Here is a 15,787-nt window from a genome sequence, read left to right on the forward strand (position 1 = left end):
TTTAAATTCTGTCCAACTCTTTGCGAAAGGAACGCGGGTGAGGCGGATTCGCTAAAGCGAAAACACTGATTAAACGGATTTTCTCCTGTCTCGACATTTCGGAATCGAGATTATTTTTTAAGATCCGTTTTTATCCGCGTCTTTACTTTTGTAAATCTGCATCATCCGTGTTCATTTATATAGACAATTTAAGTTTAGATACTATTAACCCTTTTACAAATACCCTTTCACATTTCACAAAAATAAACTGTATAAAAAAAGTGCCTACATATATATGAGGCACTTTTGGATTTTATATAGCTATGAGATTACAATGCTGATTTTACAGTTTTGATAATTCTGGCAGCAATTTTATATGGGTCACCATTAGATGCTGGTCTTCTGTCTTCTAACCAACCTTTCCAACCTTTTTGTACTGTAATTAATGGGATTCTTATCGATGCACCTCTGTCAGAAATACCGTAAGAGAAATCATGGATAGAAGCCGTTTCATGTTTACCAGTTAAACGTAAATCGTTGTAAGCACCGTAAACAGCTATATGCTCAGCAGTTACAGGACGGAAAGCCTCACAGATTCTTTCGTAAGTAGCTTGGTCTCCACAAGTTCTTAAAACTTCGTTAGAGAAATTAGCATGCATACCAGAACCATTCCAATCGGTATCACCAAGAGGTTTAGGGTGGTATTCGATATAATAACCATATTTTTCAGTTAATCTATCTAATAAGTATCTGGCAATCCAAATTTCGTCACCTGCTTTTTTTGCACCTTTAGCGAATAATTGAAATTCCCATTGTCCGCAAGCAACCTCTTGGTTGATACCTTCAAAGTTAATTCCGGCTGCGATACATAAATCAGCATGTTCTTCGACTAATTTTCTTCCATGAGTATTTTTTCCACCTACAGAACAGTAGTACATACCTTGTGGAGCAGGATAACCTCCAACAGGGAAACCTAATGGCAATAAAGTTTTAGTGTCCATGATGAAATACTCTTGTTCAAAACCAAACCAGAAATCATCATTATCATCATCAATAGTAGCTCTACCGTTAGAAGGATGTGGAGTTCCATCAGCATACATAACCTCAGACATTACTAAGTATCCATTAATACGAGTAGGATCTGGGTAAATTGCGACAGGAACTAATAAACAGTCAGAGGAACCTCCTTCGGCTTGTTTGGTTGATGATCCGTCAAATGACCAATTCCCCAATTCTTCTAATGTCCCTTTAAAACTTTCGTGTTCTTCAACTTTAGTTTTGCTTCTAAGATTTTGAGTTGGTTCGTATCCATCTAACCAAATGTACTCTAACTTTATTTTAGCCATAATAATATAAATTAATTTTTTTTTGGATTTTTTTGTTTGGTCAAATATATATTTATTTTTTTATTGCTAGAAAAACAGGGGTATTTTTTATTTATGGTATTGTTATTTTTCACATAAGCTCAATTTTTGATACCTAAATTTTTAAATAGTCAATTTTATGGGGGTATAAAAAATAATTTCGCAATTATGAACGATTTTTTTTTAAAATGAGCGTTATCTAGTGGTTATTAAATTGTTTCAATAATGTTGAAAATGGATAAGTTTTGTTAAATTACTTTGAAAATATGGGGGTGTGCTTTGAAATAGTTACATAAAAGGTATCGATAGGGGTGTAAAAGAGGGGATTTATTATTATATTTGCGCTTTGTTATAGAATCTAAATTAATAATAACTTAAAATTTGTCAGCATGTCAACATTACGTTTCCAAGCTTTAAAAGAAGCTTCAACAAGAAAGCCTGTTCAGTTTGAAGAAACCGACAGAAAATCAACCATTTTTGGTTCTAATGTATTTAACGATAAAGCAATGAAGCAATATTTGACTTCGGATGCATTTAAAGGAGTACAGGGAGCGGTTCAGCATGGAACTAAGATAGACAGAAAATTGGCGGATTATATCGCAATGGGTATGAAAGAGTGGGCTCTTGCAAAAGGAGTTACCCATTATACACACTGGTTTCAGCCATTAACAGGTACTACTGCTGAAAAGCACGATGCTTTTTTTGAGACATCATATGATGGTACTGATTCATTTGAAAAATTTGGAGGAGCACAATTGGTACAACAAGAGCCAGATGCTTCAAGTTTCCCTAATGGAGGAATCAGAAATACATTTGAAGCAAGAGGATATACAGCTTGGGATCCAACATCACCAGCATTTATTTTTGGAACTACTTTATGTATACCTACCGTTTTCATTTCTTATACAGGAGAAGCATTAGATAATAAAATTCCTTTATTAAGAGCGCTATCTGCAATTGATGATGCGGCTACTGATGTTTGTAAATATTTTGACAAAAACGTAAAGAAAGTTACTGCAACCCTGGGATGGGAGCAGGAATATTTCCTTATAGATAAATCTCTTGCAGAATCTCGTCCTGATCTTATGATGACAGGAAGAACATTGTTAGGACATACATCTGCTAAAGGACAACAATTAGATGATCATTATTTTGGTTCAATTCCTACTCGTGCATTAGTTTATATGAGAGATTTGGAACAAGAATGTATGTTGTTAGGAATACCAGTTAAAACACGTCATAATGAGGTAGCACCAAATCAGTTTGAGTTGGCTCCAATTTTTGAAGAGACAAATCTAGCAGTAGATCATAACTGTTTATTAATGGATGTAATGCAAAAAGTTGCCGAGCGCCATCACTTTAAAGTATTATTTCATGAAAAACCATTTAAAGGAGTTAATGGTTCAGGTAAACACAACAACTGGTCGTTAGCAACAGATACTGGAGTAAACTTATTAAGTCCGAGCAAAACACCAATGAGTAATTTACAGTTTTTAACGTTCTTTATCAATACGATTAAAGCAGTTAATGATTATGAAGAATTATTAAGAGCAGCAATTGCAACAGCAAGTAATGACCACCGATTAGGAGCTAATGAAGCACCACCTGCAATTATCTCAGTATTTATTGGAGAACAATTAACCAAGGTTTTGGCAGAATTAGAAGGGGTTACAACTGGAAAATTATCACCAGAAGAAAAAACAGATTTAAAACTGAATGTAGTAGGTAAAATTCCAGATGTATTATTAGATAATACTGATAGAAACAGAACGTCGCCATTTGCTTTTACAGGAAATAAATTTGAGTTTAGAGCAGTTGGTTCAACAGCAAACTGTGCCAATTCAATGACAACGCTTAATGCTATTGTTGCAAAACAATTAAAAGCTTTTAAAGTTGAGGTTGATGCTCTGATTGACCTAAAAGACATGAAGAAAGACGATGCGATCTTTAATGTTTTAAGAGAGTATATTAAGGTTTCTAAAAAAATCCTTTTTGAAGGAGACGGATATAGTGAAGCGTGGGAAATAGAAGCTGCCAAAAGAGGTTTGAGTAATCATAAAACAACTCCTGAAGCATTAAAAGCAAGAGCATCTAAGAAAGCATTGGACTTGTTCTCAGAATTGGGAATTATGAATCACATTGAGGTAGAAGCACGTTACGAAATTGAATTGGAAGAGTACACGAAGAAAATTCAAATAGAAGGAAGAGTTTTAGGAGATATTTCAAAAAACCATGTTATTCCTACTGCGATTCGTTACCAAAATACATTGATAGAGAATGTAAAAGGACTAAAAGAAATTTTTGGAGATGATTTTCATGCGATAGCCAAAGAGCAAATTGTATTGATTAAACAAATTTCAGGACATATCGAAGGAATCAATTCTAAAGTAGAAGCGATGACTAACGAAAGAAAGAAAGCAAATCATCTTACAGATGCACAAGAAATGGCTGAAGCATATTGCAATAATGTAAAACCTTATTTTGAGGATATAAGAAATCATTGTGATAAACTAGAATTACTTGTAGATAATGAAATTTGGACATTGACTAAATATAGAGAACTATTGTTTACAAAATAAAAGCTTAAAGGGTATTATAAAAAGAGGTCTGGTATTTGCCAGACCTTTTTTGTATAATAAATCCAAAAGTGACTTTTAAATATATTTTTTAGAATGAGATTAAAGCCGAATATTAATTTAATGAATTTAGTAATTTTTTTCTGATAGTACTTTAAGATAAAATTAGCATTTCATCGTTATTGTTTTGCGTTTTATCGAAAATACAATTAACTTATTGAAAAATAAGCGTTTGTATTTATTCTGTTAAAAGAAAGTTGTTTAAATTTGAATCGTAATTAAGAAATAAAAATACTTATTTTTAATTTTATTTAACTTATTTATAATTACATTTTTTAGAGTGATTCCCCATCACAAAACCTACATAATAATTTGTATTAATAACCAATTAAATATATTTATTATGAAAAAAGTAGTTTTAAGCATCTCCGCGATGCTATTTGTAGGTGCTGCAGCAATTGCGCAAGCCAATGTGAGTGATGTAAATCAAACAGGTTGGATAAATGGAGCTTTAGTAGCTCAGGTAGGTTCTTCTAATGACTCAGAAGTAACACAGTTTGGTTTAGCAAATTTAGCGTTTGTTGGACAAACAGGAGATTCAAATGAATCAGATGTTGCTCAAGTTGGTATTCTTAACATAGCAGCTGTAAGTCAGGATGGTGATAGTAATAGTGCAACTATTGGACAATTAGGTCTTGGAAACATTGCAGTAATTGATCAAATGGGTAATAATAACAGTGCATTAACAGCACAAGCAGGAGCTTTTAACTCCTCTTCAACAACTCAATCTGGGGATAACAATAATGCAACAACATTACAATTTTTTGTAGGTAACTCATCAACTATTGACCAAGATGGAGATGGAAACAATGCATTTGTAGTACAGTCTTACTGGTTTAACAGCTCTGATATTTATCAATTAGGAGATGGTAATACAGCAATTACAGCACAATTTGGATATGACAATATGTCTAGTGTATACCAAGATGGTACAGCTAACTATGCGCTTACATTACAATTAGGTAACGACCATATGAGTACAATTACTCAAACAGGTATTGCAAACGGAGCTATAGTTTTCCAATCTAACTAAGCTTTACTTGAAGAAGTAGAATTTTAAATTTTACTAGTAATTCAGTTTATACCAGTTTTATATATAGAACTGGTATAAATTTTTAAAGAAGATTTATTTTAAAGAGGTATCATGAAACCAATAATGTACTTAATGTTGTTTTTATTTGCAAGTATTGCTTTCTCGCAGGGGTTAAATCCGATACCCGATTTGTATGCTATAAAGGTATTTGAAGGGAATAATGCTTATAGAAATCAAAATGCCAATCTATTTGTTCAAAATAATAATATTGTAAATATTATGCAAATAGGGAATTATAATACTTCGGATGTAAGTATCATTAGCAATAATGCCAACGTAGTTCTTAATCAAATAGGAAATGACAATTATATAAATATGTATAAGAAAGCACCAGAAATTAATCAATCAGTTGTTCAAACTGGAAATAATAATATGGTTAGCGATTTTTCTTTATACTCGAGTGGGGCTATAAATATGTCGATTATTCAAAACGGAAGCAATCTGAATGTTTTTAATAATGGATCAAATTCTATATCCGAGGGAATGAGAATTACTCAAACAGGAAACTCAGGCACAATTTATATTTTTAATCATTGAGGCTATGAAGAGATATACTATAAATATTATTTTAAATATGATGCTGTTCGTAATACAAAATACATATGCGCAAGTAGTTTATACAGAAGTGAAAGCAAAAATTGAAATTGAAAAAATAGAAAATTTGCTAGTCATTACTGGAACTGTCGAAAATTTAAAATCGGAGTTTAAAAACATCTCTTATAAATTATCAGTTTTAAAAGTAAATAAATCAAATTCGAATCAATCAAATAATGCGCAGGACGGCAGGGCTACATTAGAACCTATTCAAAAAGTGAATCTTTCAAAAACACAGGTAAATTTTACCCAAGACGATGAAATAATAATCTTTTTATTGATTTATGACGATAATAATGCAGTAATAGGAAAAGATAAAGTAGTTTTTGGAGGAAAGGATGAAGCAAGAATAGCCATTCCAGCACCTACAGATGGATTAGAAATGAATGGTATCGTTTCAAACGATACCAAGACAAAGTTGGGCAATGATTTTTATGATTATTTCTATTCAGAATATTCGAAATTAAAAATCAAATCACATAAGATCGTTACAGTTCGAGAAGAATTAACCTTCGGAAGAACTACTAAGATAATGATAGATGTTGATGGAGAAATAATTGATGAATTTATTTCAAGACCAGACGAAGAGTTTTTAAAATACATGGCAGAATCATCGTCGGCCAAAATTTTTAAGTATTTTAAAAATATCGAACGACAAAATAAGTTGATCACTCAATATTAAGTTTTACATTTAATTAGTTGACTTTCGAATAGATTAATTGAATGTTTTTTGGCCATTATTTTTAACCCTAAAAATACCAAAAATGAAGACAATAACTTTACTATTTTGTTTACTAGGAATATGTTTTACTTCAGTTGCGCAAGATCTAGCATACAAGCCTATCAATCCAGCTTTTGGGGGAGATACTTTTAACTACAATTGGCTGCTTAGTTCGGCGCAAGCGCAAAATGACTACAAAGAAGATAAAACTACTGGATTCGAACAAAAATCTGATTTACAACGTTTCAAAGAAAATCTTAACAACCAATTGTTGAATAAGATTTCTAATTCTTTATTTGAAGACCAATTTGGCACAGGCACAGGCACAGGTACAGGAGGAGGAATTAAACCTGGATCGTATGTCTTTGGAACACTCTCTGTAGATGTTTACCCATCTAATTTGGGACTAGTTGTAGATATCTTGGATATAGAAACAGGAGAACAAACACAAGTAATTGTTCCAGGAAACAATTAGACTTATGTTTTTTATTGCCTAATACTATTTTTTGCTTTTTTATCGGTAATAAGTTAATAAAGACTCACTTATGAATCAAAAATCACTTTTTGGAGTTCTAATAGTTCTTTTATTCTCAGGTTGTGGTGCTTATTTTAATCAACCAGTCGGAGTGCAAAAAGCTATTTATGGAGAGAATACACCAGCTACCTCGGCATTAACCAAAATTCCTAAACCTAAAGAACAAATTGTTGTGGGGGTTTATAAATTTAAGGATCAAACAGGACAGTACAAAGCCATCGAACAAGGAAGCACATTTAGCACAGCAGTTACACAAGGCGCTACTTCTATTTTAATAAAAGCACTTGAAGACTCAAAATGGTTTATTCCAATTGAACGTGAAAACTTGGGAAATTTACTTAATGAAAGAAACATCATTAGATCTACAAGACAGGAGTATTCTACTAAACCTAATGAAAAAGAAGCTCCATTAACACCTCTCTTATTTGCAGGTGTTTTGCTAGAAGGAGGTATTATATCCTATGACACAAATATAATTACAGGAGGTTTTGGTGCTCGATATTTTGGTGCAGGAGCTTCGGTAAGATATAGACAAGATAGAGTTACAGTCTATCTACGACTAGTTTCAACATCAAATGGTAAAATTTTAAATACCGTTTATGTTTCCAAAACCATTTTATCACAAAGTGTCGATGCTAATTTATTTCGATATGTAAATCTAAACAGACTTCTGGAAGTTGAAACAGGTTTTACTCGAAATGAGCCGATACAATTGGCAGTTACCGAGGCTATAGAAAAAGCAGTTGAAGGTCTTATTGTAGATGGGATTAAAGACAAACTTTGGGAAGTAGATGCGCCACAAGTTCAAGTAGATAATTTTGTTGCTGGCTACGATAATGAAAAAAGCGAAGCCGATTTAGCACAACTTTATGGAAGAAACCTCACCGAGAGAAGAGGACGTTTTGGGATAGAATTAGGAGGTGGAGCAACTTATATGCAAGGCGATTACCCTAATCCGGTTGCAAAACCAATGGCCAGAGGTGCAGCAAAAGTTTTTATTACCCCAGCTTTTGATATTAGTGCTTCTACAAATGTTTTTAAACTCGGCAATAAAGACAAGTTAGATGTAGGTTATGCAACGCTGGATTTAAATTTAGAATTGTCAATATTGCCTCACGATGTTTTTACGCCTTTTGTTTTTGGAGGAGCAGGTTTAGGATTCAATTCCAAATATAAAAATTTTCATAGCAAAGTTCAGTTTGGAGGAGGGTTAGAGTATTTAGTAACAAGCAATTTTGGTGTAAAGGTGTATGGAGAATACAATGTGAATTTTACAGATATGATAGATTACGTCGATAGCGGAGTTAGGGACGATTTTTATTGGCGTTTTGGTTTAGGGGTGACTTATTATTTCCCAAAGAACTATCATAAAAAAAAGAGAATGTAAGTTTTCTTAACGATAATAAAAATATCTCATTCGAAAATCATATCGAATAAACGTGATAAAAGTCTAATAAATAAAATCTACAAATGAAAATAGGATTAAGAATTTTAGTGTGTTTTATTCTTTTGATTTCTTGTAGTGAAGAACAATTGAAGGATGGAGCAAGTGGAACTGTAAAAGGTAGAGTCGTAGCATCGGGAACATTTACGCCTATAGAAAACGTGCGTGTATCCTCTAGCCCTGCGACAAGTACAGTATTTACAGATAAAGACGGTTATTTTACTCTAGAAGGGGTTTTGGTTGGAGATTATTCTTTTCAGGCTCAAAAAGACGGCTACATTGCCAGATTTGAGCCAGCAAAAGTCACAGCCGATGCTACAGTACAAGTTATATTTGAATTAGAAATTTCTACAGCAAATAATAAACCGCCAGATATTCCGGTACTAACAGCTCCAGTTGATAATGCAAAAGATCAGGCTCTAAGTTTAAATTTAACATGGACAGCAGCCGATAAAGAATCAGACACTCTAACCTATACCGTTACTATAAAAAACGGAACGACCGATGAGGTTAAAATATATCCAGATATTAAAACAACAAGCTTGGCGATAAAAGATTTGAGTTATAGTACAAAATACTATTGGCAAGTAGCTGCTTCGGATGGAATTAATAAACCGACTAATAGTATAACCAATTCATTTACAACTTTGGCATTCCCAAATCCAAGATTTTTGTATGTTAAAAAAGTAAATAATAACAACGTCATTTACACTGCTGACGAAGCTGGAAACCAGCTACAATTAACATCAGCAAATGTTAATAGTTTTAGGCCAAGAAAAAATTTAAGTGTAAATAAAATTGCGTACATTAGCTCTGACGGGTCTCAAAATCAGATATATACTATGAACCCAGACGGGTCGGGAGTAGTTAAAGTTACGAATTATGTACCTGTTGCAGGATTTAATATGGAGTTTGTGAATTATTGCTGGAATACAAACGGAAGTCAGATAATATATCCAAATTTTGATAAGTTATATCGTATAGATTCAGATGGAGGAGGGCTTGTTCAATTGTTTCAAACGCCAAACGGAAAATTTATATCGGAGTGCGATTGGAGCCAAGATGGCAGCCAAATTGCATTAAAAGTAAATGACAGATCAGGATATAATGTAGAAATTTATGTAATAGATATGTCAGGAACAGTTTTATATACAGTACAAACAGGTTTAAGCGGAGCAACAAGTGGGTTAAATATATCGGTAGATAATCAGAAAGTAATTTTCACAAGAGACGTTTCAGGGTTTGAAAATACCACATACCGAAGATTAGACTCTCGAATTTTCATGTATACCCGTTCAACAAACACAGCAGCAGAGTTAACAACTCAAAAGCAAAATGGTTTTAACGATTTAGATGTGAAATTTTCACCAAATGAGGCCGAAGTTATATTTGTAAATACATCCAATGACGGGATATCGGCTCAAAATGTACAAAAAGTAAGTGTCAATAATACAAGTGGTTCTACATCATCAAGAACCACATTATTTCAAAACGCATCAATGCCCGAATGGAAGTAATCGTGGTATGAATCTAGATTTCCAATCACTTTTTTTCTAAAAATCCGATGAGACTCTCAAACTTATCGGATTTTTTTATGTTTCATATAGCCATAAAACGAAACAATTAAAAAAACTGGTTATCTTTGTACCACATCAACAACACAAACTAATTTCATGAGTTCAGATTCTAGCAAAAGGTACGCACAAAGAGGGGTTTCGGCATCTAAAGAAGACGTACACAACGCCATAAAAAATATTGATAAAGGGCTGTTTCCACAAGCATTTTGTAAAATTGTTCCAGACTACTTAACCCAAGACCAAGAGTACTGTCTTATTATGCATGCCGATGGTGCAGGTACAAAATCGTCTTTGGCCTATATGTATTGGAAAGAAACAGGCGATATATCAGTATGGAAAGGAATTGCACAAGATGCATTAATCATGAACATAGATGATTTACTATGTGTAGGAGCAACAGATAATATCTTGCTTTCATCAACAATCGGAAGAAATAAAAATCTAATTCCAGCTGAAGTCATTTCAGCAATCATCAATGGAACCGAAGAATTGATAAAAGAACTAGATACTTTTGGGGTGACTATCCATTCAACAGGAGGAGAAACTGCCGATGTTGGTGATATCGTACGTACAATAATTGTAGATTCTACAGTGACAGCACGTATGAAACGTTCAAAAGTAGTAGATAATGCAAATATTAAAGCAGACGATGTAATTGTAGGATTGGCTTCATTTGGTCAGTCAACATACGAGAAGAGCTATAATGGAGGAATGGGAAGCAACGGATTAACATCAGCACGTCATGATGTATTCGGTAAATATTTAGCAACCAAATATCCAGAAAGTTTTGACGCCGCAGTTCCCGAAGAATTAATTTATTCAGGACAAGTGAAATTGACCGATGCGGTCGAAAATAGCCCAATAGATGCAGGACAATTGGTGCTTTCGCCAACGAGAACTTACGCACCAATTATCAAAAAAATATTAGATAAATATACGCCAGACGAAATTCACGGAATGGTGCATTGTAGTGGAGGAGCACAAACAAAAATCCTTCATTTCGTACAGAATTTACACATCATAAAAGACAATTTATTTCCAGTTCCACCATTGTTCCAGCTTATTCAAGAGCAATCTAAAACCGATTGGAAAGAAATGTATCAAGTATTTAATTGCGGTCACCGTATGGAACTATACGTTCCAGAAGAACTTGCAGAAGACATAATCGCTATTTCAAAATCATTCAATGTCGATGCGCAAATCGTAGGTAGAGTAGAAGCTGCAGACAATAAGAAACTGACAATTACTAGCGAGTACGGTACATTCGAATATTAATTTTTTTTAAGGTTCAAAGGCTCAAAGTTCCGATAGCTATCGGAACAAAGGTTTTTTATACCGAAGATTACGACAGAACTTAGTTATTAATAATTAGCTTTTCAGGAGCTATCCCGATAGCTATCGGGGCTCGCTATCTGCTATATCTTTTGTGGCGAACCCCGACACAAAAGAATGTCGCTATTATCGGGGCTAAAAATCATTTTATCATGTACGAATTAATTTTTTGGAAATATTCAGAGGGGTTTTATTTAAACCACCACGAAGTATACGAAGCACTTATCGAAGAGCAAGAAGTTGAAGGTTTAGAGCCGCTTCCTGTTGGCGTAATCCTAAACAGGATTAGTTCATTGTTTTCTAAATGGGAGAAAGTAGATGACAACAGCTGGAAAAATAATGAAGGAAAAGGAGCTTTTCAGGTAATAACTACAGCACAAAGTGTCAGAATCGATTGTTATGGAACCGAAGGAAAAGCAATGGACATTCTGGTAAATGTATTAGAAGAATTTAAATGTCCACTCTATGATCCACAAGTTCCAGAACGTTATGATGATATGAATGAGTAAAACTTTTTTAAATAAAAAATAAAGCAGGTTTTTAATAAAATGGATTTCAATTTCTCTGAAAATATAGTACTTGAAGACGATTTAGTTTTGTTGCGCCCTTTGCAAAAAACAGATGTCGAAAACTTATTAGAAATTTCTATCAACGAGCCCAATACTTGGGAGTATTCGTTAATTCGTGCCAACGGGAAAGAAAATCTAGAGAATTATATAGCTATTGCATTAAAAGCAAGAGATAATAAAACCGAATTTCCTTTTATAGTCTTCGATAAAAAATCAGGAAAATACGCAGGAAGCACGCGTTTTTACGATATGCAACTTTCGTTCAAAACATTGCAATTAGGATATACTTGGTACGGTTCAGCATTTAGAGGAACAGGATTAAATAAGCATTGTAAATACTTATTGTTGCAATTTGTTTTTGAAACCATGGGAATGGAGCGCGTAGAATTCCGTGCGGATAATAATAACCAGCGAAGCATTGCAGCCATGAAAAGTATAGGTTGTAAAGTCGAAGGAGTTTTACGTAATCATATGCCAACTTTTGGGAGTGATGTACGTCGAGACTCAATCATTTTAAGTATTCTACGTGAAGAATGGTTCGATGAGGTAAAAGAAGATCTAAGGAAAAAGCTATAAATAAGTTGTTGGTATAATTCGTTAAGAAGGTTAACCGCAAAGGTTTTAAATCTGTAGCGAGAAAATTAACCGCAAAGCACGCAAAAGAAATTAGAGAAATTCGTGGCTAACCATTTTACTAGATAGCCTTCATGATTATTTAAATAGCAAATAGCCTCAATTTTAGTCTTTAGTGTGTCTTTAGATGAAATAACTTTTTGATTTTCATTTTATAATGCATAAAAATGAAAAAGGAAGATATGAAAATTTATTTTTAGGCAATTCGACAGAATGATTTAGCAAAAGTAGTAGAGCTTGTTTCAGCTGATAAAGAATATTTAAACGTTTGTAATTTTTCACCTCCCAAAAAAGATGATGGGCAATCTGGGTTACAGGTTTCGTTTAAAACGGGTAACTTTGATATTGCTAAATACTTAATTGAGAAGGGTATTGATGTCAACTTTATTGAAAAATCAGAAATTAATGAATGGAAATCACCGGTATTACATGATTGTATTAGGGCAACAATTTTTAATTCAATAAAACTTGAAAAAGATACCGATAGATTTGATAAGGCATTCGAATTATTACAAGAAATGTTAAGGAGGAATGCAAATCCAAACGCAATTGATAGTTATGGAAACAATTGTCTGAACAGAGCATTAATGGATGTCCGACAAGTTTTATACGGAACAGATGATTTCGAAAATAAAATTTTAATTAAACAATTAAGAAGTGTTTTTAAAGAATTGATGAGTTTTGGAGCAGACCCAAAAGAAAAGAATGATAAAAGAGAAAGTTTAGAATTTAATATTTCGACTTATCAGATGGAAGATTATTTATTTAAAATAAAATTAATAAATAATAAAAGGATAGTTGTGAAAAAACTTTGCGAAATTTGCCTTTTAAATAAATAAAAAGAGACATATGAAAATAAATCCTAAAAACGGAATAGATAAGTTGTTGTTCGGTATGAAACAGAATGATGTTACAGCTATCTATGGTAAACCAGATAGAAATTATAAAGACGAAGATGATAATGTTATTTTTGCTTACAATAAGCATAAAATGAGATTGACATTCTATCAGGAGGAAGCTTTAAAATTGGGTTATGTTGTGGCATCAAGTCCAGATTTAGAAATTTTTGGTTTTAAAATTATAGGAAGAAAAATTGCCGATGTAAAAAAAGATTTGGCAACCAAAGAAATTACAAAATTTACGCAAGAGGAGTTTGATACTTTCGAGAATTATTTCAACGAAGAAAACTGGATAATCTTTCAAACAGAATTTGAAGAAGTAGTAAAATTTGAAATTGGAGCAATCATTAATAATAAAGATGAATTTGATTGGAAGTTTCCAACTAAAAAATAAAAGAATAGCTGCAAAAAAACTAGGAAAAGAAGCTGTCTATAATGAGTTTTCTAAAAGAGCTACAAACTATAAAAATGTATATGATGCCCAGACAGGTTTTATGTGACCTAAACTCGATGATAGAACATTCAAGAAAGAGTTTGATCCGTTAGATACGCACGGACAAGGATTTATCGAAGGAAATTCTTGGAACTACAGTTTATATGTGCCACAAGATCCTGCCGGAATGATAAAAATGATGCTTGAGAAAGCTGTTTTTACGAGAAGATTATATTCACTCTTTTCGATACATTTACCAGATAAATATTTTGAAAACACTGAAGATATCACCAAAGAAGGGATAATCGGTAATTATGCGAACGGAAACGAACCTTCACATCATGTGGTTTATTTATACAATTGGACAAAATCACCATGGAAAGCACAAGATAAAATAAGAATTATCTTAAAAAGAATGTATAAAAATAGGCCTGACGGATTAGGAGGAAATGATGATTTTGGACAAATGAGTGCTTGGTATATTTTTAGCAGTTTAGGATTCTACCCAGTTGCACCAGGATCAGAAGATTATAGCTTAGGAAGTCCATTGGTAGCAAATGCTGTTTTTAATCTTGAAAACGGGAAAACATTTGAAGTAGCTACAGTAAACCAATCTGATAAAAATGTGTTTGTTCGTAAAGTGTTTTTAAACAGAAAACTACTTACAAGCCCTGTTATAAAACACAGTGACATCATTAATGGAGGAAGGATTACGTTTTATAAGAGCAGTAGTACTAAATAAGAAAAAATATTAATATTAAGTACTCAATACATTGTAATAATCTTTATGTTTGTAATTTATAATTGAAATTACACATAAAAATGAAAAAGAATTTTATAAATTATTTTCGGATAATAGATGAAGTAAAGATGTCATGGTTGGACTTAGTTAGTAAATATAAGGTTAATCGTATTTTGACAAAAAATGAAATACAACAACAGTTAAATATAAAATTGCCTTTAGACATAACTCCTAATCATGCCTTAGGGGTTATTAAAATGAATTCTACTTATTTAGAAACAGTAAATAAATATTATATATGGAAAGGAAAATTAACGAGTATAGCAATATTTATGGGTTATTTAACCTATATAATCTTAATGTTACTTCTATTTTATAAAATAATAGCAGCTATTGGAACAATTAGAGAGGCAAATATAAAAATGACGTTCATCATTGTTACATCAATGTCTTCCGTTATTCCCATAATCAGCACATGGCTCGTATTCTGTGAGTGTTTTAAATGGACTCATTATCCTATACGATTTAACCGTCACAATAGAATGGTTTATGTCTTTCGTTCAAATGGAACGGTTCTGGAGGCTTCATGGGATCAATTATTTTTTTGTTTAGCTAAAGATAAGGGGACTGGAGACTGGGAAATTCATGGATATGTTTTAGCCGAAGATGGTGAAACAGTAAAAGAAACATTTCCTTTAGCTGTTACTGCTGGATTTCAGAACTATGCTCTATCACACTGGGAATTTATTCGTCGTTATATGGAAAATGGGCCACAAGAGTGTTTTTTTGATAAACAGAAAAAATATAAACCAGGAGATGCTACCACCGCAACGTTATTATTTTGTAATGATATCGATGGTAAAAAGGAAAGTGTTGCCTTTAGTAACAAAAGGATCAAGTTGAATTTTGTTGGTGCAAGTTTTCAATACTATATGTATTACCCGTTTATAAAAATGTTAGTTTATGGACGAATTATTGCCATGAAAACATGTAAAGTTCCTCAATGGCCACAGAGTATTGAAAACGTTTGTACTATTTTTCCAGATGATCCCTATATAGTAACGGCACAAGATAATATTAATATTACGTTAACTTATGGTGAAATACCTGTTCAAAATGGAAAATTATAGAAATAATGACTGCTGGCGTAACCAAACAAGATTGTTGGATTAAGCTGAGGGCAATGCGCCTAAGAATGGGATAAGGTCTTTATATAAGTAGCGTTCTATTTGAATT

Annotated in this window: 14 protein-coding genes and 1 pseudogene; 14 read left to right on the plus strand and 1 reads right to left on the minus strand. The window is 32.9% G+C overall.

What is annotated here, in order from left to right:
- Window positions 1–308 precede the first annotated feature (308 nt).
- On the minus strand, window positions 309–1,325 hold the full coding sequence (locus IUY40_RS01450) for a glutamine synthetase beta-grasp domain-containing protein (RefSeq protein ID WP_195735109.1): 1,017 nt from the start codon (window positions 1,323–1,325) through the stop codon (window positions 309–311).
- Between the two features lie 407 nt (window positions 1,326–1,732).
- On the opposite strand from IUY40_RS01450, the gene IUY40_RS01455 reads away from it, so the two are divergent.
- The 14 genes and pseudogenes from IUY40_RS01455 to IUY40_RS01520 all read left to right on the plus strand — a co-directional run bounded on the left by IUY40_RS01455 (window position 1,733) and on the right by IUY40_RS01520 (window position 15,681).
- The gene (locus IUY40_RS01455; protein WP_195735110.1) at window positions 1,733–3,922 is read left to right on the plus strand and encodes a glutamine synthetase III; all 2,190 of its coding nucleotides are present in this window, start codon (window positions 1,733–1,735) and stop codon (window positions 3,920–3,922) included.
- Between the two features lie 400 nt (window positions 3,923–4,322).
- Window positions 4,323–5,012 (plus strand): hypothetical protein, encoded by a 690-nt coding sequence (locus tag IUY40_RS01460; protein WP_195735111.1) that lies wholly within the window; start codon window positions 4,323–4,325, stop codon window positions 5,010–5,012.
- Between the two features lie 111 nt (window positions 5,013–5,123).
- Complete coding sequence (locus tag IUY40_RS01465; RefSeq protein ID WP_195735112.1) at window positions 5,124–5,609, plus strand: hypothetical protein; 486 nt, start codon at window positions 5,124–5,126, stop codon at window positions 5,607–5,609.
- Window positions 5,610–5,613: 4 nt separating this feature from the next.
- Window positions 5,614–6,348 carry a curli production assembly/transport protein CsgE gene (locus tag IUY40_RS19400; RefSeq protein WP_229335247.1) on the plus strand — a complete coding sequence of 245 codons (735 nt, stop codon included), beginning with the start codon at window positions 5,614–5,616 and terminating at the stop codon, window positions 6,346–6,348.
- Between the two features lie 82 nt (window positions 6,349–6,430).
- On the plus strand, window positions 6,431–6,862 hold the full coding sequence (locus IUY40_RS01475) for a curli production assembly/transport component CsgF (protein WP_195735113.1): 432 nt from the start codon (window positions 6,431–6,433) through the stop codon (window positions 6,860–6,862).
- Between the two features lie 70 nt (window positions 6,863–6,932).
- A complete protein-coding gene (locus tag IUY40_RS01480) occupies window positions 6,933–8,309 on the plus strand; it encodes a CsgG/HfaB family protein (protein WP_195735114.1) in 1,377 nt (458 codons plus the stop codon).
- A gap of 83 nt (window positions 8,310–8,392) precedes the next feature.
- On the plus strand, window positions 8,393–9,883 hold the full coding sequence (locus IUY40_RS01485) for a carboxypeptidase regulatory-like domain-containing protein (protein ID WP_229335257.1): 1,491 nt from the start codon (window positions 8,393–8,395) through the stop codon (window positions 9,881–9,883).
- Between the two features lie 156 nt (window positions 9,884–10,039).
- On the plus strand, window positions 10,040–11,218 hold the full coding sequence (locus tag IUY40_RS01490) for an AIR synthase related protein (RefSeq protein WP_195735115.1): 1,179 nt from the start codon (window positions 10,040–10,042) through the stop codon (window positions 11,216–11,218).
- Window positions 11,219–11,427: 209 nt separating this feature from the next.
- A complete protein-coding gene (locus IUY40_RS01495; RefSeq protein WP_195735116.1) occupies window positions 11,428–11,784 on the plus strand; it encodes a hypothetical protein in 357 nt (118 codons plus the stop codon).
- A gap of 39 nt (window positions 11,785–11,823) precedes the next feature.
- Window positions 11,824–12,420 (plus strand): GNAT family protein, encoded by a 597-nt coding sequence (locus tag IUY40_RS01500; protein WP_195735117.1) that lies wholly within the window; start codon window positions 11,824–11,826, stop codon window positions 12,418–12,420.
- A 575-nt stretch (window positions 12,421–12,995) separates the two neighbouring features.
- Window positions 12,996–13,316: a hypothetical protein gene (locus IUY40_RS01505; RefSeq protein ID WP_195735118.1), complete on the plus strand. Its 321-nt coding sequence runs from the start codon at window positions 12,996–12,998 to the stop codon at window positions 13,314–13,316.
- 10 nt (window positions 13,317–13,326) lie between these two features.
- Window positions 13,327–13,770 carry a hypothetical protein gene (locus IUY40_RS01510; protein WP_195735119.1) on the plus strand — a complete coding sequence of 148 codons (444 nt, stop codon included), beginning with the start codon at window positions 13,327–13,329 and terminating at the stop codon, window positions 13,768–13,770.
- Window positions 13,771–13,777: 7 nt separating this feature from the next.
- Window positions 13,778–14,551: pseudogene (locus tag IUY40_RS01515) on the plus strand (glycoside hydrolase domain-containing protein); the annotation flags it as partial.
- Window positions 14,552–14,631: 80 nt separating this feature from the next.
- The gene (locus IUY40_RS01520; RefSeq protein WP_195735120.1) at window positions 14,632–15,681 is read left to right on the plus strand and encodes a DUF6708 domain-containing protein; all 1,050 of its coding nucleotides are present in this window, start codon (window positions 14,632–14,634) and stop codon (window positions 15,679–15,681) included.
- The last annotated feature ends 106 nt before the right edge of the window (window positions 15,682–15,787 follow it).

The sequence above is a fragment of the Flavobacterium sp. ALJ2 genome, from assembly GCF_015594725.1.
Taxonomy (GTDB): domain Bacteria; phylum Bacteroidota; class Bacteroidia; order Flavobacteriales; family Flavobacteriaceae; genus Flavobacterium.